General features: G+C 73.1%; 25 protein-coding genes and 2 pseudogenes. 14 read left to right on the top strand and 13 right to left on the bottom strand.

What is annotated here, in order from left to right; genetic code table 11:
• The first annotated feature begins 10 nt into the window (after positions 1-10).
• From ABGB21_RS27985 to ABGB21_RS27975, 3 genes are all read left to right on the top strand, one after another.
• Positions 11-1,711 (top strand): ABC-F family ATP-binding cassette domain-containing protein, encoded by a 1,701-nt coding sequence (locus ABGB21_RS27985; RefSeq protein WP_347652069.1) that lies wholly within the window; start codon positions 11-13, stop codon positions 1,709-1,711.
• Between the two features lie 97 nt (positions 1,712-1,808).
• Positions 1,809-2,114, top strand: a complete 306-nt coding sequence (locus ABGB21_RS27980) for a DUF5522 domain-containing protein (RefSeq protein ID WP_347652068.1) — start codon at positions 1,809-1,811, stop codon at positions 2,112-2,114.
• A 133-nt stretch (positions 2,115-2,247) separates the two neighbouring features.
• Positions 2,248-2,793 (top strand): hypothetical protein, encoded by a 546-nt coding sequence (locus tag ABGB21_RS27975; RefSeq protein WP_347680295.1) that lies wholly within the window; start codon positions 2,248-2,250, stop codon positions 2,791-2,793.
• A 133-nt stretch (positions 2,794-2,926) separates the two neighbouring features.
• Here ABGB21_RS27975 and ABGB21_RS27970 read toward each other — a convergent pair whose 3' ends face one another.
• On the bottom strand, positions 2,927-3,616 hold the full coding sequence (locus tag ABGB21_RS27970) for a metal-dependent transcriptional regulator (RefSeq protein WP_347652065.1): 690 nt from the start codon (positions 3,614-3,616) through the stop codon (positions 2,927-2,929).
• A 97-nt stretch (positions 3,617-3,713) separates the two neighbouring features.
• On the opposite strand from ABGB21_RS27970, the gene ABGB21_RS27965 reads away from it, so the two are divergent.
• Both ABGB21_RS27965 and ABGB21_RS27960 read left to right on the top strand, forming a co-directional pair.
• Positions 3,714-4,577, top strand: coding sequence for a sulfurtransferase (locus ABGB21_RS27965; RefSeq protein ID WP_347680293.1), 864 nt, complete (start codon positions 3,714-3,716; stop codon positions 4,575-4,577).
• Between the two features lie 71 nt (positions 4,578-4,648).
• On the top strand, positions 4,649-5,830 hold the full coding sequence (locus ABGB21_RS27960) for an acetoin utilization protein AcuC (protein ID WP_347652062.1): 1,182 nt from the start codon (positions 4,649-4,651) through the stop codon (positions 5,828-5,830).
• 100 nt (positions 5,831-5,930) lie between these two features.
• On the opposite strand, the gene ABGB21_RS27955 is transcribed toward ABGB21_RS27960, so the two are convergent.
• Positions 5,931-6,842: a TetR family transcriptional regulator gene (locus ABGB21_RS27955; protein ID WP_347652061.1), complete on the bottom strand. Its 912-nt coding sequence runs from the start codon at positions 6,840-6,842 to the stop codon at positions 5,931-5,933.
• Between the two features lie 133 nt (positions 6,843-6,975).
• Between ABGB21_RS27955 and ABGB21_RS27950 the strand changes: the two genes are divergently transcribed.
• Both ABGB21_RS27950 and ABGB21_RS27945 read left to right on the top strand, forming a co-directional pair.
• Entirely contained in the window at positions 6,976-7,899 is a 924-nt protein-coding gene (locus tag ABGB21_RS27950) for an ABC transporter ATP-binding protein (protein ID WP_347680291.1), read from the top strand.
• Positions 7,896-9,524, top strand: a complete 1,629-nt coding sequence (locus ABGB21_RS27945) for an anibiotic ABC transporter (RefSeq protein ID WP_347652058.1) — start codon at positions 7,896-7,898, stop codon at positions 9,522-9,524. The genes ABGB21_RS27950 and ABGB21_RS27945 overlap by 4 nt, the downstream gene beginning before the upstream one ends.
• Before the next feature lie 72 nt (positions 9,525-9,596).
• On the opposite strand, the gene sigB is transcribed toward ABGB21_RS27945, so the two are convergent.
• Positions 9,597-10,637, bottom strand: coding sequence for an RNA polymerase sigma factor SigB (gene sigB / locus ABGB21_RS27940; RefSeq protein WP_347652057.1), 1,041 nt, complete (start codon positions 10,635-10,637; stop codon positions 9,597-9,599).
• 292 nt (positions 10,638-10,929) lie between these two features.
• Here sigB and ABGB21_RS27935 point away from each other — a divergent pair, with 292 nt between their 5' ends.
• Complete coding sequence (locus ABGB21_RS27935) at positions 10,930-11,718, top strand: sporulation protein (protein ID WP_347652056.1); 789 nt, start codon at positions 10,930-10,932, stop codon at positions 11,716-11,718.
• A 160-nt stretch (positions 11,719-11,878) separates the two neighbouring features.
• On the opposite strand, the gene dtd is transcribed toward ABGB21_RS27935, so the two are convergent.
• The 3 genes and pseudogenes from dtd to ABGB21_RS27920 all read right to left on the bottom strand — a co-directional run.
• The gene (gene dtd, locus ABGB21_RS27930) at positions 11,879-12,301 is read right to left on the bottom strand and encodes a D-aminoacyl-tRNA deacylase (RefSeq protein WP_347652055.1); all 423 of its coding nucleotides are present in this window, start codon (positions 12,299-12,301) and stop codon (positions 11,879-11,881) included.
• 5 nt (positions 12,302-12,306) lie between these two features.
• The gene (locus ABGB21_RS27925) at positions 12,307-13,791 is read right to left on the bottom strand and encodes a methyltransferase (RefSeq protein ID WP_347652053.1); all 1,485 of its coding nucleotides are present in this window, start codon (positions 13,789-13,791) and stop codon (positions 12,307-12,309) included.
• 215 nt (positions 13,792-14,006) lie between these two features.
• Positions 14,007-14,177: pseudogene (locus ABGB21_RS27920) on the bottom strand (lytic polysaccharide monooxygenase); the annotation flags it as partial.
• A 36-nt stretch (positions 14,178-14,213) separates the two neighbouring features.
• On the opposite strand from ABGB21_RS27920, the pseudogene ABGB21_RS27915 reads away from it, so the two are divergent.
• Positions 14,214-14,623, top strand: a pseudogene (locus ABGB21_RS27915) (SUMF1/EgtB/PvdO family nonheme iron enzyme); the annotation flags it as partial.
• 55 nt (positions 14,624-14,678) lie between these two features.
• Here the strand turns inward: ABGB21_RS27915 and ABGB21_RS27910 are convergent.
• The 3 genes from ABGB21_RS27910 to ABGB21_RS27900 form a co-directional block, all read right to left on the bottom strand.
• A complete protein-coding gene (locus tag ABGB21_RS27910) occupies positions 14,679-15,119 on the bottom strand; it encodes a cupin domain-containing protein (RefSeq protein WP_347652052.1) in 441 nt (146 codons plus the stop codon).
• 231 nt (positions 15,120-15,350) lie between these two features.
• Positions 15,351-15,935, bottom strand: coding sequence for a hypothetical protein (locus ABGB21_RS27905; RefSeq protein WP_347652051.1), 585 nt, complete (start codon positions 15,933-15,935; stop codon positions 15,351-15,353).
• 383 nt (positions 15,936-16,318) lie between these two features.
• Positions 16,319-16,720 carry a hypothetical protein gene (locus tag ABGB21_RS27900; protein ID WP_347652050.1) on the bottom strand — a complete coding sequence of 134 codons (402 nt, stop codon included), beginning with the start codon at positions 16,718-16,720 and terminating at the stop codon, positions 16,319-16,321.
• 299 nt (positions 16,721-17,019) lie between these two features.
• Here ABGB21_RS27900 and ABGB21_RS27895 point away from each other — a divergent pair, with 299 nt between their 5' ends.
• Positions 17,020-17,598 carry an HhH-GPD-type base excision DNA repair protein gene (locus ABGB21_RS27895; RefSeq protein WP_347652049.1) on the top strand — a complete coding sequence of 193 codons (579 nt, stop codon included), beginning with the start codon at positions 17,020-17,022 and terminating at the stop codon, positions 17,596-17,598.
• 139 nt (positions 17,599-17,737) lie between these two features.
• Here the strand turns inward: ABGB21_RS27895 and ABGB21_RS27890 are convergent, their stop codons facing one another.
• Both ABGB21_RS27890 and ABGB21_RS27885 read right to left on the bottom strand, forming a co-directional pair.
• Positions 17,738-18,052 carry a hypothetical protein gene (locus ABGB21_RS27890; protein WP_347652047.1) on the bottom strand — a complete coding sequence of 105 codons (315 nt, stop codon included), beginning with the start codon at positions 18,050-18,052 and terminating at the stop codon, positions 17,738-17,740.
• An 85-nt stretch (positions 18,053-18,137) separates the two neighbouring features.
• Positions 18,138-18,425 (bottom strand): hypothetical protein, encoded by a 288-nt coding sequence (locus ABGB21_RS27885; protein ID WP_347652046.1) that lies wholly within the window; start codon positions 18,423-18,425, stop codon positions 18,138-18,140.
• A 149-nt stretch (positions 18,426-18,574) separates the two neighbouring features.
• Between ABGB21_RS27885 and ABGB21_RS27880 the strand changes: the two genes are divergently transcribed.
• Entirely contained in the window at positions 18,575-18,931 is a 357-nt protein-coding gene (locus tag ABGB21_RS27880) for a DUF3099 domain-containing protein (protein WP_347652045.1), read from the top strand.
• A 176-nt stretch (positions 18,932-19,107) separates the two neighbouring features.
• The gene (locus ABGB21_RS27875) at positions 19,108-19,482 is read left to right on the top strand and encodes a DUF4259 domain-containing protein (protein ID WP_347652044.1); all 375 of its coding nucleotides are present in this window, start codon (positions 19,108-19,110) and stop codon (positions 19,480-19,482) included.
• 25 nt (positions 19,483-19,507) lie between these two features.
• Here the strand turns inward: ABGB21_RS27875 and ABGB21_RS27870 are convergent, their stop codons facing one another.
• Entirely contained in the window at positions 19,508-20,449 is a 942-nt protein-coding gene (locus ABGB21_RS27870) for a sugar kinase (RefSeq protein ID WP_347652043.1), read from the bottom strand.
• Entirely contained in the window at positions 20,446-21,366 is a 921-nt protein-coding gene (locus ABGB21_RS27865) for a pseudouridine-5'-phosphate glycosidase (protein ID WP_347652042.1), read from the bottom strand. Before ABGB21_RS27865 ends, ABGB21_RS27870 begins: the two co-directional genes overlap by 4 nt.
• A gap of 78 nt (positions 21,367-21,444) precedes the next feature.
• On the opposite strand from ABGB21_RS27865, the gene ABGB21_RS27860 reads away from it, so the two are divergent.
• Positions 21,445-21,720, top strand: a complete 276-nt coding sequence (locus ABGB21_RS27860; RefSeq protein ID WP_347652041.1) for a DUF3039 domain-containing protein — start codon at positions 21,445-21,447, stop codon at positions 21,718-21,720.
• A 149-nt stretch (positions 21,721-21,869) separates the two neighbouring features.
• Positions 21,870-22,505 (top strand): TRIC cation channel family protein, encoded by a 636-nt coding sequence (locus ABGB21_RS27855; protein ID WP_347680289.1) that lies wholly within the window; start codon positions 21,870-21,872, stop codon positions 22,503-22,505.
• Positions 22,506-22,573: the final 68 nt, after the last annotated feature.

Raw genomic sequence — 22,573 nt, 5'->3', positions numbered from 1 at the left:
GGTGACCGCCGTGTCCACATCAGCCCTGCTCGCCCACGATCTCGTCCGTACCTTCGGCAGCCGTCGGGTACTCGACGGAGTCTCACTCACCGCCGCACCCGGCCACCGGATCGGGCTGATCGGCGAGAACGGCACCGGCAAGTCCACCCTGCTCCGGTTGCTGGCCGGGGTGGAACGGCCCGACTCCGGTACCGTCGTACGCCCGCCGGCGGTGGGTTTCCTGCCGCAGGAGACGCCCTTCGACCCCACCTCGACGGTGGCGGACGTGCTCGACGACGCGTTACGCGAGGCCCGGGCGGTGGTGGCCGCGCTCGACCGGCTCACCGGTGCGCTGGCCACCACCCCGGAGCACTCGCCGGCCTACGCCGACCTGCTCATTGCGTACGGCGAGCGGCTCGAAGAGGCGCAGGAGGGTGACGCCTGGGACGCCGACCGCCGGGCCCGGGTTGTCCTCGCCGGGCTCGGGCTCGGCGGGATCCCGGACGACCGGACGTTGGGGTCGATCTCCGGCGGGCAACGCGGCCGGCTCGGACTGGCCGCGCTGCTGATCCGTCGACCCTCGGCACTGCTGCTCGACGAGCCCACCAACCATCTCGACGACGGGGCGGCGACCTTCCTCGAGGAGCAGTTGCGCGGGCTGTCCGGCGTGGTGGTCCTGGCGAGTCACGACCGGGCGTTCCTGGAGGCGGTCTGCACCGATCTGATCGACCTCGACCCGGCCCTGGGCGGGCCGGTGCGCTACGGCGGCGCGTACTCCGCCTACCAGGCCGCGAAGCGCGCGGAGCGGGCCCGGTGGCAGCGGCGTTTCACCGAGGAGCAGGCGGAGCTGGCCGGGCTGCGCCGCGCGGTCGACACGACCGCGCACCAGGTGGCGCCCGGCCGGGACCGCCGCGACAACGAGAAGATGGGGTACGGCCACACCGCCGGCCGGGTGCAGAACCAGATCTCCCGACGGGTACGCGACGCCGCCCGCCGCCTCGACGAACTGGTACGCGACCAGGTCCCCGCGCCGCCGGAGCCGCTGCGTTTCCGGGGAGTCGGGCTGACCGCCGGCGGCGGCGCAGCGGTCTCCGGTGTCCTCGGCTCCTCCGACGCTCCCGGCTCCTCCGACGTCCCCGGAGCCGGCGGTGGGGACGCCGGAACACTGCTGTCGCTGCGGGACCTGCGGGTGCCCGGTCGGTTGACCGTCGACCGGCTCGACGTGTCCGCCGCCGACCGTCTCCTGGTCACCGGCGCGAACGGGACCGGAAAGTCGACGCTGCTCGCGGTGATGGCCGGAAGGTTGGCGGTCGGCGGCTGCCACCGCCGGCCCGGACTGCGGGTCGGTCTGCTCGCCCAGGACACCGTCTTCGACCGGCCGGACGGTACCGCCGAGCAGGTCTACCTGCGGGCGCTGGGCGCGGAACGGGCAGGGGTCGTACCGCTGCGCTCGCTCGGTCTGCTCGGCCCGGCGGACCTTGACCGGCGGGTGGGTGACCTGTCGGTCGGGCAACGTCGTCGGTTGGCCCTGGCGCTGTTGGTGGCCGATCCTCCCGAGCTGCTGTTGCTCGACGAGCCGACCAACCATCTCTCGCCCCGGCTCTGCGACGAGCTGGAGGAGGCGTTGGGCGCCGGTCCCGGCGCGGTGGTGCTGGCCAGCCACGACCGTTGGTTGCGGTCCCGTTGGCCGGGCCGGGAGTTCCGGCTGGTGCCGGCTGCCGGCACACCCTGACGGCCCCGGCACCCGGCGGAGCCCGGGCCTCCGGGTGTGCTCCGTCGGTGCCGGGGTGTCGTGGTGGGACGCCGCGGGTGTCGTAGGGTCGGCGGCGATGGAGGCTGACGAGACACCCGGCCGGCGGCTGCCGTTGGCGCCGCGTCCGCTGGACCGACCGCATCCGTCCCGGCTGCCCTTGGACCACCCGGACCGGCTGCGGATCCTGGCCGCGCACTCCGCCGCGTTGGCGGCCGGTCAGGTCGGCTATCCGGATCCGGCGACCGGGCTGTTCGTGCTCACCGCCGGCTTCCTCGCCCGACGGGGTACCTGTTGCGGGCGGGGCTGCCGACACTGCCCGTACGTCGACGACCCGCCGGTAACCCGGACGGGTGATACCAGGGAAGCGGAATCGTCGGATTAACGGGCAGACCTGGGTTATCCGCCCATCGATTTCCGGGGCGGGCCCGCCGTCGGGTTTTCCCCGCCGCCCCGGAAGTCGTACCGTGTCCGACGGGCTTCCGGTCGGACGGACCGGGGCGGTGGAAAGGGGAGAGATGCGCGGGCGACTCTGCCTGATCGGGGCCGGACTGTTGATGCTCGCCGGGTGTGCCGACGAGCCCGCGCGACAGACGAGCCTCCCGGCACCGGAGGTGGTACGGCTGCCCGCGGCGTCCGCCGGCGGCGCCTGTCAGTTGGTGGACTATCCGACGATCGAGGAGGTCACCGGCGTCCGGTTCGACGTATCGGCGGCGAGCCGGCACGAGAAGACGGACACCTGCGTGCTGCGGGGAGAGGACGCCGACGGACCGGAACTCGCGCTCTCGGTGAGCCCGACCACGGCCGACGCCGCCATCTTCGCCGACGAGGTGGTGCCGCGCGGTGGCAAGACGGTCAAGGGGCTCGGCAAGGCGGCCTACCACGTGGCGGTGAAGCCGGCCAAGAACTCGGGGCCCGGGCTGGAGGTGGGGTGGCTCACCGGCGACAAGCGACTGGTCAGCCTCCACTACACCTTCCCGGAGGGGGAGGCCCAGGCGGCTGCGGAGGAGTTCGCGGACAAGCTCGTCGCCCTGGCGAAGAAGATCGACACCAGCAGCCTCTGACCGACCCTGGTCGACGGGCCACCCACCGACCCCGGGAGCCGGTCGGTTCGGCCACGGCCGCGGGTTCGGTGGTCAGGACAGCACTGCCGGTCAAGGTGCGCCCGGTCAGGACGGCCCGGTCAGGGCGGCCCGGTCAGTGGGCGGCCACGAAGACGCGGGAGGCGACCTCACGTGGGAGGCGGATCTTGTCGCCGGACCGGTCGATCGTCACGCCGTCGCGTTCCTGGGCGACCGTGACCGTGGCGCCCGGGTCGACACCCGCGGCGTGCAGCTGGCGAAGCACGTCACCGTCGGTCTGCACACTCTCGCAGATCCGCCGGACGACAACCGGCCCACTCAGACCCGGGAAGGCGAGATTCCGCTCACCCTCCGTCGGGCTGTCGGAGGTCGGTACGTCGGACTGGGCGACCAGCGACTCCAGCCCGGGGATCGGGTTGCCGTACGGCGAGCGGGTGGGCCGGTTCAGCAGCTCGTAGACCTTTTTCTCGACCGAGTCGCTCATCACGTGCTCCCACCGGCAGGCCTCCTCGTGGGCCTCCTCGTAGGGCATCCCGATGACGTTGACGAGCAGCAGCTCGGCCAGCCGGTGCTTGCGCATCACGGAGACCGCGTGCGCCCGCCCCAGGGCGGTGAGCTGCAGGTGTCGGGCGTCTTCGATGGTCAACAGCCCGTCGCGCTCCATCCGGGCCACGGTCTGGCTGACGGTCGGCCCGCTCTGCCGGAGCCGCTCGGCGATCCGGGCACGCAGCGGCGGCACACCCTCTTCCTCCAGCTCGAGGATGGTGCGCAGGTACATCTCGGTGGTGTCGACTAGGTCGTTCACGTCAGCGGTCCTCCCGAAAAAGATGTTACCTCGGGATACCGACAATCAGTGTCGCCGAGCCGGGCGCTTCCAGGCCCGATGGTGTTGACTGGACGCCGTGCCCGGAAAAGACGATCTTCTGATCGACGTGACCGACCTCGCGCTGGCGCTGACGTCCGACGACCCGCCCACGGTGCTGGACGTGCGGTGGCGGCTCGCCGGCCCGCCCGGGCGCGGCGACTACCTCGCCGGCCACCTGCCCGGTGCGGTCTTCGTCGATCTCGACACCGAGCTGTGCGGACCGCCGGGAGCGAGCGGACGGCACCCGTTGCCCGACCCGGCCGTGCTGGAGGAGGCGCTGCGGGCGGCCGGGGTCCGGTCGGGCCGGCCGGTGGTGGTCTACGACGGCGGGGACGGGATGGCGGCGGCCAGGGCCTGGTGGACCCTGCGGTGGGCCGGGCACCAGCAGGTCCGGGTTCTGGACGGTGGTTTCCCGGCCTGGTCCGCGGCCGGGTTGCCGGTCACCGCGGAGCAACCGGCGCCGGAGCCGGGCGACATCACGGTGCAACCCGGCGGCCTGCCGACCCTCGACGCCGACGGCGCCGCGGCCCGGGCGTCCGACGGGGTTCTGCTCGACGTCCGGACCGGGCCGCGCTACCGCGGTGAGACCGAGCCGGTCGACCCCGTCGCCGGGCACATCCCCGGCGCGGTCAACCTGCCGGCCGCCGAGTACGTCGGTCCGGACGGCCGCCTGCCGGCCGCCGACGTTCTCCGCGCCCGGTTCGCCGAGGTCGGGGTCCGGCCGGGTACGCCGGTCGGCGCGTACTGCGGTTCGGGGGTGACCGCCGCGCAGGCGGTGCTGGCGCTGCACCGCGCCGGTCACCCCGACGCCGCCCTCTACGTCGGTTCCTGGAGCGACTGGCTCACTGATCCCCGCCGTCCGGTGGCGACCGGCCACACCGGAGCCGCCGAGCGTCGTTGACCGCCGTCCGCCTCGGAGCGGGCCGGTTCCGATCCCACGGGCCGGCCCCGGGCCGTGCGACGATGGGCGCCATGTCGGATGACACCGTGGTGATCTGGGACGAGAGTCTGCTGACGTACGACCTGGGCGATCACCCACTCGACCCGGTACGGGTGGAGTTGACCATCGCGCTGGCGCGGGAGCTGGGGGTTCTCGACCGGTCCGGCGTACGGGTGGTGGCGCCGACCCCGGCCGACGACGCCGCCCTGGCCCGGGTGCACCGACCGGACTATCTGGACGCGGTCCGTGCCGCCCCGCACGACCCGCTCTTCTCCGGCTACGGTCTCGGCACGTCGGACAACCCCATCTTCGACGGCATGCACGAGGCCGGCGCCCTGGTCGCCGGCGCCAGCCTGGCGGCTGCCGAGGCGGTCTGGCGGGGCGAGGCCCGGCGGGCGGTCAACGTCGCCGGCGGTCTGCACCATGCCATGCCGAGCCGGGCCTCCGGGTTTTGTGTCTACAACGACCCGGCGGTGGCCATCGCCCGGCTGCTCGACCTGGGCGCGGAACGGGTGGCCTACGTCGACGTCGACGTGCACCACGGTGACGGGGTGCAGCAGATCTTCTACGAGGATCCCCGGGTGCTGACGATCAGCCTGCACGAGACCCCGTTGGCGCTCTTCCCGGGCACCGGCTTCGCCGACGAGACCGGTGGCCCCGGCGCCGAGGGCGGTGCGGTGAACCTGCCGCTGCCGCCGGGGACCGGGGACGCCGGATGGTTGCGGGCCTTCCACGCCACCGTGCCGTCGGTGCTGCGGGCGTTCCGACCGCAGATCCTGGTCACCCAGTGCGGTGTGGACACCCATCGGCTCGACCCGCTCGCCGACCTGCGGATGACCGTGGACGGTCAGCGGGCGAGCTACCTGGCCCTGCGCGGCCTGGCCGACGAACTCTGTGACGGCCGGTGGGTGGCCACCGGAGGCGGCGGCTACGCGCTCGTCGAGGCGGTGCCGAGGGCGTGGACGCATCTGCTCGGTGTGGCCACCGGCGAACCGCTCGATCCGGCGGCGTTGACTCCGCCCACCTGGCGGGCGCTGGCCCGCGAACGTCGCCCCCAGCGTGACGTGCCGCTGCGGATGACCGACGACGCCGACCCGTCGTACGAGCCGTGGCAGCCGTCCGGCGAACCGGACGCGGTGGACCGGGCCATCATGGCCACCCGCAAGGCGGTGTTCCCGCTGTACGACCTCGATCCGCAGGACCCGGCGCGCTGACCCGCCGGATGCCGGCCGTCACAGTGGTGCCCGCTGTTTCGTCCTGGGATCGGCTCCTCCGTGGTCGGCTCTTCGTCGACCAGCAGTCTCAAAATTGTCTTTAAATAGTGTCGAAATCTGTCTCACGGGCCTGCTCGCCGGCTCGCAGGTGCCGGTAGAGGGTGGCCCGGGAGACGCCGAGACCGGCGGCGATCTGGTCGACGGTCTGGGTCCCCTCGGCGTGCAGCGTCCGGGCCGTCCGGATCTGCTCGCCGGTCAACGCCCGGGGCCGGCCGGCCACACGTCGCCCGACCCGGACCCGCTCCGGCCGTACCCGGTCGGAGACGGTGGGTGCCGGATCGGGTGTCCGCCGGGATCCGCCCGGGAGGCCCGCCGCCGGCGAGTGGGCGCCGGCCGGCGTACCGGTGTCGGTTCCGGTGTGGACGGGCGGATCGTCGGGGTCCGGCGGGCGGTCCGCCGGACCGGGCGGGGCCTCGCCGAGCACCCGGGCCACCCCGTCCAGCATCTCCGCGCGCAGCACCTCGTCCGGTACGTCGGCGAAGAAGACGATCGGGTCGCTGAGCATCGCCGTGGCCTGCACCGCGCGGATCCGTTCGCTCCGGGTCGCGCCCGGCCCGGCGACCAGGTCGTACGCCTCCATGGCGACCCGCATGATCCGGGTGAACGCACTGCCGCTACGGAGCATGGCCAGGTCGTGGAAGAGCATGCCGAGTGGCCGGCGGTGGGTGAGCAGGGTGTCCAGCCAGCCCTCGAGCATCGCCCAGCGGGCCGCCGGCCAGGGCAGTCGGGCCGCCCGCGCCAGGACCGACTCCAGGTCGGAGACGAGCGGCTCGATGAGCGCCACCAGCAGGTGCTCCTTGGCGGGGAAGTGGTAGAGCACCCCCGCCTTGGTCAGGTCGAGCCGCTCGGCGATCTCCCGCAGCGAGGTGCGCTGGTAGCCCCGGGTGGCGAACAGGTCGAGCGCGGCCTGCAGGATCCGGCCACGGGTGTCCAGGCTGGGAGCGCCGTCCATCCGTGCAGCGTATCGGCTCCTGACCGGCGATCAGAAATCCGTCACGACTTTCCCTACCATCGGTCAGTACACTGTGGGGCGACCCACGTCGTCCCGCAGGCGACGACGTGAACGGCACTAGTGAGGGGGCGTCATGACCGCGATCTCGGTGGCCGGCCTGGTGAAGACCTTCGGAACCACCCGCGCGCTGGACGGGCTCGACCTGACCGTCCGGACCGGCGAGGTGCACGGGTTCCTCGGGCCCAACGGGGCGGGCAAGTCCACCACGATCCGGATCCTGCTCGGACTGCTGCGTCGGGACGCGGGCGAGGTCAGCGTGCTGGGGGGTGACCCGTGGCGCGAGGCCGTGCCGCTGCACCGCAGGTTGGCGTACGTGCCCGGCGACGTCAACCTCTGGCCGAACCTCTCCGGCGGCGAGGCGATCGACCTGTTCGGCGCGCTGCGCGGCGGGCTCGACCGGAAACGTCGCGACGAACTGCTGGCCCGGTTCGACCTCGACCCGACCAAGAGGTGCCGCACCTACTCGAAGGGCAACCGGCAGAAGGTGGCCATCGTCGCCGCCTTCGCCTCCGATGTGGAACTGCTCGTCCTCGACGAGCCGACCTCCGGCCTGGACCCGCTGATGGAGGCGGTGTTCCGGGAGTACGTCCGGGATCTGCGGGACGCCGGGCGTACCGTGCTGCTCTCCAGCCACGTGATGTCCGAGGTCGAGGCGCTCTGCGACCGGGTCAGCATCATCCGGGCCGGCCGGACCGTCGAGTCCGGCACCCTCACCGAACTGCGTCACCTGACCCGTACGCCGATGACGGTGCAGAGCGACCGGCCGATCGACGGGCTCGCCGACCTGCCCGGCGTGTCCGCGGTGACGGTCACCGGGACGACCACCCGGTTCGAGGTCGAGTCCGGCACGCTGGACCCGGTGCTGCGGCACCTCGCCCAGTTCGGCGTACGGACGCTGACCAGCACCCCGCCGACCCTCGAGGAACTCTTCATGCGGCACTACGGCGAGGACTCCGCCGCCGCCGGAGCACGGCCGGTGGCGGCGGGTGCCCGGTGAACGGCTTCACCGGCACTCCGCGACTGACCCGGCTCGCCGTCCGCCGCGACCGGGTGAAGCTCCTGGTCTGGTTGGTGGCCGTGCCCGGGGTGGGGGCGGCCGTCCTGCAGAGTGTCGTCAGCATCTACGCCACCGAGCAGGACCGTCTGCTCTACGCCACCAGCAGCGCGGCCAGTGTGGTCGCCCGGGCGTTCAACGGACCCGCCTCCGGGCCGAGCCTCGGCGCGGTGGTCAACGCCGAGGCGTACACCAGTCTGGCCGTGCTCGCCGCGTTGCTCAGCACCTTCGCGGTGGTCCGGCACACCCGGCAGAACGAGGAGACCGGACGCGCCGAACTGCTCGGCTCGGCGGTGGTCGGCCGGTACGCCCCGCTCACCGCCGCCCTGCTCGGTACGGTGGCGGCGAACCTGCTCAGCGGCGTGCTGCTGGCGGCCGTCCTGGTCGGGGGTGACCTGCCGGTGGCCGGCTCGGTGGCGCTCGCCGCCGCGATCGCCGGGATCGGCATCGCCTTCGCCGCCGTCGCGGCGGTGGCCGCCCAGGTCTCCGGTACGGCACGCGGGGCCAACGGCCTCGCCGCGGCCACCGTCGGCCTCGCCTTCCTGCTCCGGGCCGCCGGCGACGCCTGGGGTGAGGTGTCCGTGGACGGGTTGCGGGTGACCAGTGCCTGGCCCTCCTGGCTCTCCCCGTTCGGCTGGGCAAACCAGGTCCGCCCCTACGACGCCGACCGCTGGTGGGTGCTGGGGCTGACCGCCGCCTTCACGGTCGCCGCGGTCGGGGTGGCTTTCCTGCTCACCAGCCGGCGGGACCTCGGCAGCGGGCTGCTGGCCGTCCGACGTGGACCGGCGGGCGCGTCCGCCGCCCTGCTCAGCCCGGTGGGCCTGGCCTGGCGGCTGCAGCGTGGCGTCCTGCTCGGCTGGGCGGTCGGGGTCGCGGTGATGGGACTGGCGATGGGGTCGGTCGGCAACGAACTGGAGAGCTTTGTCGGCGAGAACGAGACGGCCGCCGAGTTGATCGCCCAACTCGGCGGTACGGACCGACTGGTCGACGCCTTTCTCGGCGCGATGATGGGAATGTTCGCCCTGGCGGTCGGCGGTTACGCGACGCAGGCGGTCCTTCGGCTGCGTGGCGAGGAGGCGGCCGGAACGGTGGAGGGCGTGCTCGCCACCGCGGTCAGCCGGCCCCGCTGGCTGCTCAGCCACCTGGCCTGCGCCGCGTTCGGCACGGTCGGGCTGCTGGCGCTCGCCGGCGCGGCCACCGGACTCGGTTACGGGCTGGTCGCCGACGACGTGCCGGGCCAGGTGGGCCGGCTCACCGTCGCCGGACTGGTCCAGGCGCCGGCCGTCCTGGTGCTGGCCGGGCTGGCGGTGGTGCTGTTCGGACTGCTGCCCCGCTGGTCGGTGGCGCTCTCCTGGGCGGCGCTGCTGCTCTGCGTCCTGTTCGGGCAACTCGGTGCGCTGCTGGAGTTGCCCCAGTCGGTGCTGAACGTCTCGCCCTTCACCCACCTGCCGGTGGTGCCGGCCGAGGACCCGGCGGCCACACCGCTGGTGGTGCTGTCGCTGGTGGCCGTCGGACTGCTCGGCGCGGGGCTGGCCGCGTTCCGCCGCCGGGACCTGGCCATCGGCTGAGCAGTCCGGACGCGGCGGAGCCCGGTCACCAGGACTGGTGACCGGGCTCCGCCGGACGGTTTGTGGGCCGGGTCAGCCCGCGTAGGCCTCCAGGCGTTCCGCCCGGGACGGGTGACGCAGCTTGAGCAGCGTTACCTTCTCGATCTGACGGATCCGCTCCCGGGAGAGCCCGAACTCCCGGCCCACCTCGTCGAGGGTGCGCTGCCGGCCGTCGTCGAGACCGAACCGGAGCCGGATCACCGCCTGCTCACGGTGGGAGAGGGTGGCCAGCACGATCTCCACCTCGTTGCGGAGCTGCCCCTGGGAGACCGCGTCGCCGGGTTCGTCACGCGGGTCGACCGCGGCGACGAAGTCACCGAGCGCGCTCTCGCCGTCCTCACCGACCGCCTGGTCCAGGCTCACCGGCTCGCGGTCGTACGAGATCAGTTCGATCACCTGGAACTCCGGCACGCCCAGCGCGGCGGCGACCTCGGCGACGGTGGGTTCCCGGCCGAGCGTGGTGGCCAGGTCACGGCGGGTCCGGACCATCCGGTTGACCTGTTCGACCATGTGCACCGGGATGCGGATGGTGCGGGCCTGGTCGGCCATGGCCCGGGTGATCGCCTGGCGGATCCACCAGGTGGCGTAGGTGGAGAACTTGTAGCCCTTGGTGTAGTCGAACTTCTCGACCGCGCGGATCAGGCCGAGGTTGCCCTCCTGGATCAGGTCGAGGAAGGCCATGCCCCGCCCGGTGTACCGCTTGGCGATGCTGACCACCAGCCGCAGGTTCGCCTCCAGCAGGTGGTTCTTGGCGGCCCGGCCCTGCGCCGCGATCGTCGCCAGGTCGGCGCGCAGGTCGGCGGTGAGCGGCTGCTCGGCGACCAGCTTCTCCTCGGCGTACAGTCCAGCCTCGATGCGCCGGGCCAGCTCCACCTCCTCGACGGCGGTGAGCAGTTTGGTCCGGCCGATCCCGTTGAGGTACGCCCGGACCAGGTCGGCGGAGGCGCCGCGCTCGTCGGTGGCGTCGAGGTCGACCAAGGGCTGGCCGGCGACACCCTCGTGGGCCGACTCTTTATCGGATCCGGCCGCGCCGGCCGGGTGAAGCTCGCTGCCGTTGTTGCGCATGACCATCATCTGTCGCCTCCCCGCTTCGACAAAGTGGCGCGTCCCAGCGGACAACCGCGCTGGTGACACCTAGCTTGGCGGGTAGGGCGTGAAGCCGAGGTGAGGAGATCGTCCGGATGGCATGAATCCGGGAGTTGGCGAGCGACGATTTGCCGGAAGTCTCAGCTTTTGTCGCGACCGGCGGCTGACGCCGGCCCGGCCCAGGCTTGCCAGCTGACGCTAACGTGCCAGCGGTCGGGCGGACGCCGAAGCTGGGACGGGCGTCCGGAGCGCGGACGACGGACCATGGACGGAGGAGACGATGGTCTTCAAGCGGTTGATGCAGGCGCTGGGGGTCGGCGGCCCGTCGGTGGAGACGGTGCTGGCCAACCCCAACTGCCGGCCGGGCGGATATCTCGAGGGCCAGATCCACGTCGCCGGCGGCGACCACCCGGTCGACATCTCCTACGTCTCACTGGGCCTGGTCACCCGGGTCGAGGTGGAGGGCGGCGACGCCGAGTACGACACCACCCAGGAGTTCCACCGCAAACAGGCGGTCGGTGCGTTCCGACTCGACGCCGGCGAACGCCGGGACATCCCGTTCCGCTTCGAGGTGCCGTGGGAGACCCCGATCACCGAGGTCGCCGGCCAGCATCTGCACGGCATGACGATGGGCCTGCGGACCGAACTCGAGGTGGCCCGGGCGGTGGACAAGGGGGACCTCGACCCGGTGGCGGTCTATCCGCTCCCGGCCCAGGAACAGATCATCGCGGCCCTGCTCCGGCTCGGCTTCCGGTTCAGCCGGGCCGACGTCGAACGCGGGCACATCTACGGCGTACGCCAGACGCTGCCGTTCTACCAGGAGATCGAGTTCTATCCCGGCCCGCAGTACGCCGGGGCGATCAACCAGTTGGAGCTGACCTTCGTCGCCACCCCGCAGGAGCTGCAGATCGTGTTGGAGATCGACAAGCGGGGCGGCCTGTTCACCGAGGGACGCGACGCGTTCGGCCGGTTCAGCGTCGACTACGCGCTGGTGGACCGGACCGACTGGGCGACCGAACTCGACGGCTGGCTGCGGCAGTCCCTGCGCAAGCGCGGCCTGTTCCACTGAGCGGCCTGTTCCACTGCGCGGTGCGTCCGTCGGCCGGCGAACCCGGCCGGCGAACCCGGCCGGCGAACCCGGCCGGCGAACCCGGCCGGCGAACCCGGCCGGCGAACCCGGCCGGCGAACCCGGCCGGCGAACCCGGCCGGCGGACGGACGCACCGGAGGTCAGAGATCGAGCAGCACCGTACGGGGACCGACGTTCACGCTCTCGACCAACATCTGGGCCCGGAACCGGCCGGTCTCCACGGTGGCGCCCCGGGCACGTAGCGCCTCGACGACCGCGGTCACCAACGGCTCGGCCACCTCGGCCGGGGCCGCCGCGGTCCAGCTCGGTCGCCGCCCCTTGCGGGCGTCCCCGTACAGGGTGAACTGGCTGACCAGCAGGATCGGTGCCCCGGTCTCCGCGGCCGACCGGTCGTCGTCCAGGACTCGCAGCTCGTGCACCTTCCGGGCCATCGTCGCGGCGGTTTCCACGCTGTCGGAATGGGTCACCCCGAGCAGCACCAGCAGGCCGTCGGAGATCTCCCCGACCACCGCACCGTCCACCGTCACCCTGCCCCGGCTGACCGTCTGCACCACCGCACGCACGGCGGTCAGTCTGCCACGGGTGCCAGGAAGCCCCGCTCGACGAGGTGTCCGATGATCGGTGCGGCCACGTCGGCGAGATCCTCGGCCGGTACGTCGTGCGCGAGCGCCAGCACCGCGAGCTGATCACGCAGCGGCACCTGACCGTTGGCGCCACCGACCAGGGCGAGCACCAGCGGGTCGATCTCCTCGGTCCAGCGCAACCCGTGCGACATGGCGAGCACCTGCCGGTCCACCACCCAGTCGTCGTCGCCCATCGTCGCCTCCTGGCGCAGCTGCAGCCCGTCCGCCGCCCGGAACCGGGTGCCCAGCAGCGTCGTGTCGTCCTGGGCGCGCAGCCAGTCCTGCCGGTCGAACCAGCCGGCGATCTGGTCGCCCAACGGCGGCTCCACCTGCTGGCGCAGGTCCTCGACCCGGACCACCGGGTCGTCGTGTCCGGCCCGGCGCAGGCTGACCAGCCCGAACCCGACCGCCTCCACCTTCTGCGCGTCGAACCAGTCCAGCCAGGCGGCCGCCCGGTGCGGGTCGGCGGTCTCGCTCGCGTCGGAGAGCCACAGGTTGACGTACGCCATCGGGTCGGCGACCTCGCGCTGGATGACCCAGGCGTCCAGGCCGGTACCGGCGAACCAGCCCGCCACCCGCTCGCCCCAGTCCTCACCGGTCACGTGCAGCCAGTTGGCCAGGTACTGCATGGTGCCACCCTCGGTGAGCAGGTTCGGCGCGGCGGCGGCCAGTTCCGCCGCCACACCGTCGCCGACCCGTCCCGAGTCCCGGTAGCTGTGGGTCGTCGTACCGGGGCCGACCACGAACGGCGGGTTGCTCACCACCAGGTCGAACCGGCGGCCGGCCACCGGCGCGACCAGGTCGCCCCGGAGCAGTTCCCACCGCTGTCCGTTCAGCGCCGCGGTGGTCGCGGCGAAACGCAGCGAGCGTTCGGAGACGTCCGTCGCGGTGACCGAGCTGGCGTGGGTGGTCAGGTGCAGGGCCTGGACGCCGCTGCCGGTGCCGAGGTCCAGGGCGGTGCCGACGGGACGTCGGATCGTCGCACCCACCAGGGTGGTGGTCGCCCCGCCGACTCCCAGGACGTGGTCCGGCGCCAGCGGCTGGCCGGGCCGGGCGCTCGCCGGCACGTCGGACAGCACCCACCAGGAGTCGCCGTACGGCTCCAGGTCGACGCCCTGTCGCAGCCCGTCACCGGACGGTTCGACAAGTCCGGCAGCGAGCGCGTCGGCCAGCGGCAGCGGCCCGAGTGCGGCGCGTACCGCCGCCTTCGGCTCGGTCTGACCGCAGACGAAGAGCCGGATCAGCGTGCCGAGCCGGTCCCGGTCCTCGGTGGCCCGCAGAGCGGCCCGGAAGTCGTTGCGGGCCAGGGCGCTGGTCGCCGGTGCACCGAGCCGGCCGGCGATCCCGCCCGACGTGTACCCGGCGCTGGTGAGCGCCTCTCGGAGCTGGTCCACCCCAGTGGGGGACAGCAGCATGTCGTCTCCGTCCACGGCGTCCATCCTGCCCGGCGCCGCCGGTGGTCTCGCCCGCAACCCCCGGGGAATCGGTCGGTGATGGCGCGTACCCGGGGTCGGGGACGTCCCTCGCGCCGGTTTCCGGGCGGGCCGGCCGGGACCCGGTGTCGGGTTCCGGCCGGCCCAGGTTGGTCCGTCGCGTCCGTCGCGCGCGCCGGGACCGCTCGGCAGGGCCGAGCGACGGCTGGTCAGAAGGTCACGTCGGAGCAGCCGTAGAAGGTCTCCTGGCTGTCGGAGCGGGTCCACACGGAGTAGATGATGTGGTGACCGCTCTTGCCGGAGGGCAGTCGACCGCTCCAGTAGTAGTGGCCGTCGTTGCTGCCCATGCTGCCGGTTCGGGCGCCGGTCGCGAACCGGGTCACGGTGCGTGGGCGGGGCGTCGGTAGGCTCGCCTGCTGATGGACACGAGCAGCTATCCGGCGACGGACGCCGACGCGGGGACCGACCTGGTCCCGATCCCCGCCGGCCGGGTGACGCTGTCGGACCGCCGGACCCGGCGCAGTTGGTCGGGCGCACTCGCGCCGTACCGGATCGCCGCCGCACCGGTCACCGGAACTGATGCCCGCGTACCGCCCGCCTCACCGGGGAACGCCCGAGCAGTGTCCGGGGCGACCGGCTACCCGTCGAGACCGTCTCCTCGGGGGACGCGGTCCGGTTCTGCAAGGCGCTGTCCCGACGGGACGGACTGACGCCCGCGTGCCGCCCGCACCCCGATGGTGACGGTGCCGACTGGGAGGTGTCCGCCGACGGGTACCGGCTGCCGACCGAGGCCGAGTGGGAACACGCCTGCCGGGCCGGGAGTTCCGGCTGGCGTTGACCGGCGTGACGCGCTCCGGCCGGCGCTGACCCCGCGACGCCCACAGTCAGTCGAGTCGGAAGTCGGCGAAGTCGAAGCCGGGTGCGACGACGCAGCTGACCAGCACGGGTTGGTCGCCGGCGGGTTCGGCGGCCTGCCACACGCCGCCCGGGATCAGCACCTGCGGCTGCTCGCCGGCGGCCAGGTCGGTGCCGAGCAGGACCTCGTCCGGTCGCGGGTCGGGTGTTTCCGCCCCACCTGCCAGGCGCAGCCGGAGCGGGCCGCCGGAGTGCCACAGCCACAGCTCGTCGGAGCGGACCACGTGCCAGCGGGACCGCTCGCCCGGATGCAGCAGGAAGTAGATCGCGGTGGCCGCGCTGCGCGGCCCGGGGTAGCCGGCCGGGGTGAAGGTCTGGGCCGACCGCCAGGTCTCCCGGAACCAGCCACCCTCCGGGTGGGGCGCCAGGTCGAGTCGCTCGGCCAGCTCGGGTCGGCTCGGCGTTGTCACGCGTTGGCCTCCACTCGGGTACGGCCGCGGCCGTACCGCCCCGGAGGGTGCCGACCCGGTGCGCTGTGCCGGAGCCGGACCACCTCGGGGTCGTACCGGTCCCGACCATCGGTCCTGGTCCCCGGCGGCCGCCGGAGCCGTGCGGAGTTTATCCGCCGGGTCCGGGTACCCCGGTTGTCCACCCGGCGCCGGCGGGGTGGGCCCGGGGTGCCGGGTCGCGGCGCGGCGGTGTCACAGCCCGGCCGCGGCGTCGTACCGCCGCCGCAGGTCCGTCATCTCCGACTCGGGGAGGGCCTCCTTGAGCGCCTGCGCCTCGTACGGGTCGGGGAACATCTCCCGGAGCCGGTCGACGAACCGGACGTTCTCGGTCGCCTCGACGACCTGGATGCCGGGTGGGTCGGTCGACATGTCCATGATCACTGGACCGACCAGTTTGACCGCCCAGTCCCACGGGCGCTTCTGCTCCGCGATCCCGCACAGGTGGAAGGCGTACACCGTCTTGACGTCGGTGAGGACGGTGGCGGTCGACGGCTCGAAGCCGTACACGTTGATCCCGCAGACCACCGGTGCCTTTTCGCCATCCGCCTGGGCGTTGGCCGCCCCGGTGTGGTGCTGGTGCTGGTGCGCGGACGCGTCGGCCTGTTCGAGTACGCCGCGTATCTGGGCGGTGAGCTGGGCCTTCAGGTCCGCCGGACGGGCCTTCGAACCGGCGGTGTTGACCAGTACGACCGCGGTGGCGGACGCCGCCAGCAGGATGACCCCCACCCACACGAAGCGGTTGCGGTACCACCCCGCGAAACTGCTACGGGAAAACATGATCGTGCCTCACCTCGCCGGTCTGGTCAGAACGTCGGTCCGGACGGGTCCGATTCGGATCCGCGTCCGGCTGGTGCTGGTGCCCGGAGGTGTGCCGTCGCGTGCTTCGCCGCCAGGGAGGCCGGGGGCCGTCACCCCGCACCGGACCCTGTCGACGGATGGACGGTGTCGACCGGCCGGCGGTGCCGATGGGCAGGGCGGTGCCGACGGGCAGGGCTGTGCCGATCAGGCGCTGGTGGTTGCTCCCGGTGGTGGCCGTTCCCAGTGTGGTTGCCCCCGCACTGCGGCGATATGAGCCATTCCAACACGGCGCGCCCGGCTCCGGCAACATCGACCGTTGTCGTGCCGCGGATCTCCCGGACCGAGCCGGCGTGCCCGGCGGGTCAGGTGGTGGACGACGGGCGGGTCGCCGGATGCTGGGTGGCGCCGACCAGCGACAGCAGTGCGGACGGCAGGAAGGCGATGCCGAGCCCGCCGAGTGCGAGCAGCAGACCCCAGCCGCCGATGACGACCGCCGCGCCGAGGTCCACGAAGCCCGTCCGCACGCCGAGGCGCTGGGCGAGCGCCGGTATCGCGGCGGCGAGCACCGGTACGCCGAGCAGGAAGGACGCCGCCGACCCGGAGTCCCGTACGGTCAACGGCAGGAGCGCGATGGCGACCAGGATGGTGATCGTCAGTACCGCCCGGCGGAACAGGGGCTGCCGGTCGGCGGGTTGACGGCGCAGGGCCAGCAGGCTGACCGCCACGACGGCGGCCAGGGCGGTGAGCGTGGTCGCGATGATCATTTCTGCTCCGTTCCGGAGAGAGGTGATCTGCGGTCTGGGTCGGGTGTCGTTGTTCTTCCGGGCGAGGCCCTGCTCCCAGGCTACCTGCGGGGGGCCACCGGTGGACGGCCTCGTGCCCGCGGTGCGGCTGACCGGTGCGACCACGTGTCCCGGCGTGGACCACGTGTCCCGGCGTCGACCACGACGACGGTCGACCGGTCAGCTGACCGGTCGTCACGGCGCACGCCCGGGGTGCCGCAGGTCACCGCCGGTGGGCGGGTCCTGTCGCCGCCCGGGGGCCGTGGTGACAGCATGTCGCCATGACGCTCTCGCTGCCCATCGCCGCCGAGGCCAACGAACTGCTCCGGCGTAACCCGCTGGCGCTGCTGGTCGGCATGGTGCTCGACCAACAGGTTTCGATGGAGAAGGCCTTCGCCGGCCCGTACGAGCTGACGCGGCGGCTCGGGCACGAACCGGACGCCGCCGAACTCGCCGGTTACGACCCGGAGGCGCTGACCGCGATCTTCGCCGAGCGGCCCGCCCTGCACCGGTTCCCCAAGGCGATGGCGGCCCGGGTGCAGGAGGTCTGCCGAACCCTCGTCGACCAGTACGACGGCGACCCGACCCGGCTGTGGTCCGGGGCGGAGACCGGCGCCGAGCTGCTCAGCCGGCTCACCGGACTGCCCGGGTTCGGCCGGCAGAAGGCGCAGATCTTCCTCGCCCTGCTCGGCAAGCGGTTCGGGGTCCAGCCACCCGGCTGGCGGGAGGCGGCTGGGACGTACGGCGCCGACGGAATCTTCCACTCGGTCGCGGACGTCACCGACGAGGCGTCGTTGGTCCGGGTACGCGAGCACAAGCAGCAGGTGAAAGCCGCCGCCAAGGCCGCCTCGGCCAGCTGACAACGCGCCTCGGCGGCCCGGTGGCGACGTGGGTCAGCGGTGACCGGGTCGAGGGCGGGGCGGCCCGGTGGCGACGCGGGCGACACCGGATCAGCAACACCGGATCAGCAACACCGGGCCGTCCGGCGGGTGTGACGGCTCAGGCGGCGTGCGGGTGGGCGGCGAGTGCGGCCAGCGCACGGCGTACGTCGGCGAGCGAGACGGTCGCGGAGTCGTCGAGGTCGGCCAGCCCCGCCTCGATCCACTGCCGCATCAGGGTGGTGACCCCGATGCCCCGGGCGTCGGCCGCCGCGCGTACCCGTTCGTAGGTGTCCAGCGGCAGTCGTACCGACCGGCTGACCATCGGGACGTCCGTGTCCGGGGTGGGCAGCTCGACCGGTGGCGCGCCGTCGAGCAGATCCGCGACCTGCTCGTCGCCGGAGTGGAACCGCTTCGTCGCGTCGTGTCGATTCATGATCAGCGCCTCCTCGTCATCCTCGTGCCCGGTGCGGGGACCTGGACCTGGTGGGCCGTGGCGTACCCGTCCGGCCTCGGCGGACTCATGCTCGCCGCCGCTGGATCGTCTCCTCGTAGCGCTTGGACTCGATGTCGGTGAGGTCGCGCGCGGAGAGGATGTCCCAGTCGTTGTCGATCTGATCGGCTTCGGCGAGCAGGATCGCCAGCCGTCGCCCGCGCCGTGCGGTCGCGTAGACGACCATCACGTCGTCGCCGAGGTGCCGGATGACCCGGCGCGTGCTGTGCAACGCCTCCCACACCTCGCCGGGGGTGACGTCGTGGACCCTCAGGTTTCCCAACGCCTCGTCGGTGAAGCTGAACCTGCTGCCCACGGGGGGAGCGTACCACGTACGTAACACGCGATGCCGGGGTCAGCGGCTGCCCGTCGCCGTACCCCGACGGAGTGCGAGGATGGGTCGTGGCATCCGGGGACGGAACCGCCTCCACGGACGGGTGCCCAGCAACCCCGGGGAGGACCGCGGTGAAGCGTCAGGCGTACCAGCCGATCCTGATCACCGACGCCTCGCGTAGCCAGGACGACCAGCTGCGGAGCCGTCAGCGTCGGTACATCGTGATGATGGCCATCCGGGCGGTCTGCATCGTCGTCGGTGCCGTCCTGGTCATCGCCAAGGCACCGATGCTCTGGCTCTGGCTGCCGCTCTGCGCGCTCGGCATGGTCCTGATCCCCTGGCTGGCGGTGCTGCTCGCCAACGACCGGCCGCCGAAGGAACAGCACCGGCTGGCCACCCGGCTACGTCGTCGGCACACCGACGAGACCCCACCCCGGGCGCTCGCCGCCGAGGAACGTCCGCACCGGATCATCGACGCCGAGCCCTGACCCGCCGCCGACAGCGCCGCCGGGATATCCGCACCGGGCCGACCGCCGTCCGCCGACCGCGATGCCGGGCCGGGCCGGCACTCCGGGCGACGGGTAGCCTCACCGATCGATGATCGATACCGTCGGCTGGCCGTTCCGGCCCGGGACGGGACCGGGAGCGGTGTGGGGGAGCGATCGTGGGCAACTGGGGTAACGGGAACTTCGACAACGACACCGCGGCGGACCACCTCTCGATGATCACCGACCGTCTGCTGACGGAGATCACCGAGGCGATGTCGGGAGACCCGGGCAAGATCGAGCCGGACGAGTACTGGGGCGTGGCGGTGCCGTGCAACGCCGAACTCCTGTACCAGCTCGCCGAACGGCAGTACGTGGGCGTCATGCTGCCGTCCCCCGAGGTCGCGACCGGATGGAAGCAGCGGTACCTGGAGGTCTGGGACGGCTACATCGACGAACTGGTGTCGTCGGCCGAGCATCAGGCGGCCCGACGCGCCGTACTGGTGGAGACGTTCGACCGGCTGATCGCCGCAGCCCGCCGCGAGGCCGGCTGACCGACGGTTCACAGCCCGCCGGTGCTCAGCGCCCGCCGGTCGCGGTCGGCACCGGACGGGCGCCGACCACCGAGACCGCCACCGCGCCCAGTTCGGCGGCGTGCCGCAGCGCCTCGGCCGGGCCCGCCCCGGCCACCCAGGCCGACAGCAGGCCGGCGGCGAAGGCGTCCCCGGCCCCGGTCACGTCCCGGACCGGCACCCGACGGGCCGCCGACTCGACCACCACCCCGTGCCGTTCGGCCCAGACCGAACCGGCGGCGCCGCTCTTCACCACCGCGTGCCGTACCGCTCCGGTCAGGGAGCGGGCCCGGGCGGCCGGCGAGCCGGGGCCGGTCAGCACAGCCGCCTCGTCCGCGTTGGCGAGCAGCAGGTCGGCGCCGCGTACCCAGGTCAGGAAGGTCGCCGCACCGACCTGGCGCAACGGTGCCGCAGAGGCGGCGTCGACGCTGGTGGTGAGCCCACGTGCGCGCGCCGCGACCAGCGCGCGCAGCCCGGCCCCGCGCGACCCGGCGTCCAGCAACGGGTACGCCGACAGGTGCAGATGCCCCGCGTCGGCCGCCTCGGCCAACGCCGCCGTCACGTCGTCGGGGGTCAGCCGGAGGTTGGCACCCCGCTCGGTCACCATGGTCCGCTCCCCGTCGTGGGTGAGCACGATCACGGTGCCGGTCGGGGTGTCCGGGCAGCGCCGCACCAGGCAGTGCACGCCCAGCCGGGTCAGCTCGGCGAGCCGGGCCTCGCCCTCCCGGTCGGCGCCCACCGCACCGACCAGGGTTACCGGGTGGCCCCGCCAGGCCAGCCAGGCGGCGGTGTTGGCGGCCTGTCCGCCGCCGGTGAACCGGATCCCCGCCGGGGTGTCCGAGCCCGGCGCCAGCGGGTCGGCGAGCACCGCCACCACGTCGGTGACGATGTCGCCCACCACCACGATCCGCGGCGAGGTGGTCCGGTGCCGCCGGGCCGGGGAGGTCATGCCCGGGCGGCGGCCGCGACCGCGATCCGCGCCGCGAGGGCCGCGTTACGCAGGATGATCCTCACGTTCACCGCCAGGCTCGCGCCCTCGGTGGCGGAGTGGAAGTGTGCCAGCAGGAACGGCGTCACCGCCTTGCCGGTGATTCCGTCGGCGGCGAGCCGGGCCAGCCCGGCGGCCAGGGTCCGGTCGTGCAGCGCCGGGTCCAGTTGCTCGTCGGCGGGGAGCGGGTTCGCCACCACCAGGGCGGCCGGCTGCACCCCGTGCGCTGTCCGGGCCGCCAGCACGGCGGCGATCTGCTCCGGTGACTCCACCGCCCAGTCGAGGTCGAACCCGCCGTCGGTGACGAAAAAACCGGGGAAGCGCCGGGTGCGGTAGCCGACCACCGCGACGCCCAGGGTCTCCAGGCGTTCCAGGGTCGCGCCGACGTCGAGGATCGACTTCACCCCGGCGCAGACCACCGCGATCGGAGTGCGGGAGAGGGTGGTCAGGTCGGCCGACTCGTCGAAGGTCTGGGCCGCCTCCCGGTGCACTCCGCCGAGTCCGCCGGTGGCGAAGACCCGGATGCCGGCGGCGGCGGCCACCGCGCTGGTCGCGGCGACCGTGGTGGCCCCGTCCACGCCGGCCGCGGCGGCCACCGCCAGGTCCCGGACGGAGAGCTTCGCCACCCCGTCCGTGCTGGCCAGCCGGGTCAACTGGGCGTCGTCGAGGCCGACGACCAGCTCACCGGCGACCATGCCGATGGTCGCCGGCACCGCGCCGTTGTCCCGTACCGCCTGTTCGATCTCCCGGGCCACCCGCAGGTTGTCCGGGCGGGGCAGCCCGTGCGAGACGATGGTGCTCTCACAGGCGACAACCGGGCGGCCCGCCCGCAGTGCCTCGGCGACCTCGGCGCCGTACCGGATCTGGAAGTCGTTCACGGTCGCCTACCGTACGCGCGGCCCCGGCGGGCGCCTCTTCCGGTGGACCGTGCGGCGGTGACCTGCAAGACTGGACGGGTGAGTACACCCGTCGCCCCCCAGAGCAGTGGCAGCATCCTCGAACGGCCCGTCGAGCGTCCGCTCGAGCACGGCGACCACGAGCGTTTCGCGCACTACACCGCCAAGGACAAGCTGACCGAGGCTCTCGTGCTCGGCACACCGGTCAAGGCGCTCTGCGGCAAGGTGTGGGTTCCGTCGCGTGATCCGAGTCGCTTTCCGGTCTGCCCGGAGTGCAAGGAGATCTTCGAGGACAACAACCGGTTCTTCGACCCGAAGCCGGATCCGCAGCAGTAGTTCCCGCCCCACACCGTGGTCCGGGTCGGGGCGACCCGGCCCGGCGCGGGGGCGGACGGCGGCGGTCCGTGGCCGGGGCGTCCGGCCGGACCGGTCGCCGGGAGTCGTCCCGGTGGCCGTCGTGACGGGTACGTCGTAGCCTCCATCCGGTGACCGCCTCGACCGCCCTGCTCCTCGCCGACCTGCTCGGCGTCACCGTCTTCGCCGCCTCCGGCGCGTCGGCGGCGGTGGCCAAGCGGCTCGATCTCTTCGGGGTGACCCTCGTCGGCTTTGTCGCCGCCCTGGGCGGTGGGATCCTGCGCGACCTGGTGATCGGCGAGACCCCGCCGCTGGCCTTCGCCGACTGGCGGTACGCGGCGACCGCGGCGGTCAGCTCCGTCGCCGTCTTCTGGCTCCACCCGCAGTTCAACCGGCTGCGGGCCGCGGTCCTGGTGCTCGACGCGGCCGGACTGGCCCTCTTCACCGTCACCGGTACCCTGGCCGCGCTCACCGTCGGCGTGCCGGCGGTCGGCGCCTGCCTGGTCGGCATGATCACCGGGATCGGCGGTGGTCTCGGCCGGGACCTGCTCACCGGGGAGATCCCGGTGGTGCTGCGCCGGGAGATCTACGCGGTGGCGGCCCTGGCCGGCGCGGTGGTCGTGGTGCTGCTGGACCGGACCGGCCTGGCCGGTCCCGGGCCGCTGGTCACCGCCGCCGTGATGATTTTTGTGGTCCGGCTGGTGGCGCTGCGTCGCCGCTGGTCCGCTCCGGTCGCCGCGGACCGGAGCGGCCGGCCGCCGCGGTGACCGGTGTGCCGTTGGTGTCGCCTGGGTCACGGGGTGCCGGCTGGTTATGCTGATACGGCCTTCGCGCG

The organism is Plantactinospora sp. B24E8, assembly GCF_039871735.1.
Taxonomy (GTDB): Bacteria; Actinomycetota; Actinomycetes; order Mycobacteriales; family Micromonosporaceae; genus Plantactinospora.
This window is presented reverse-complemented; position numbering and strand designations above follow the sequence as displayed.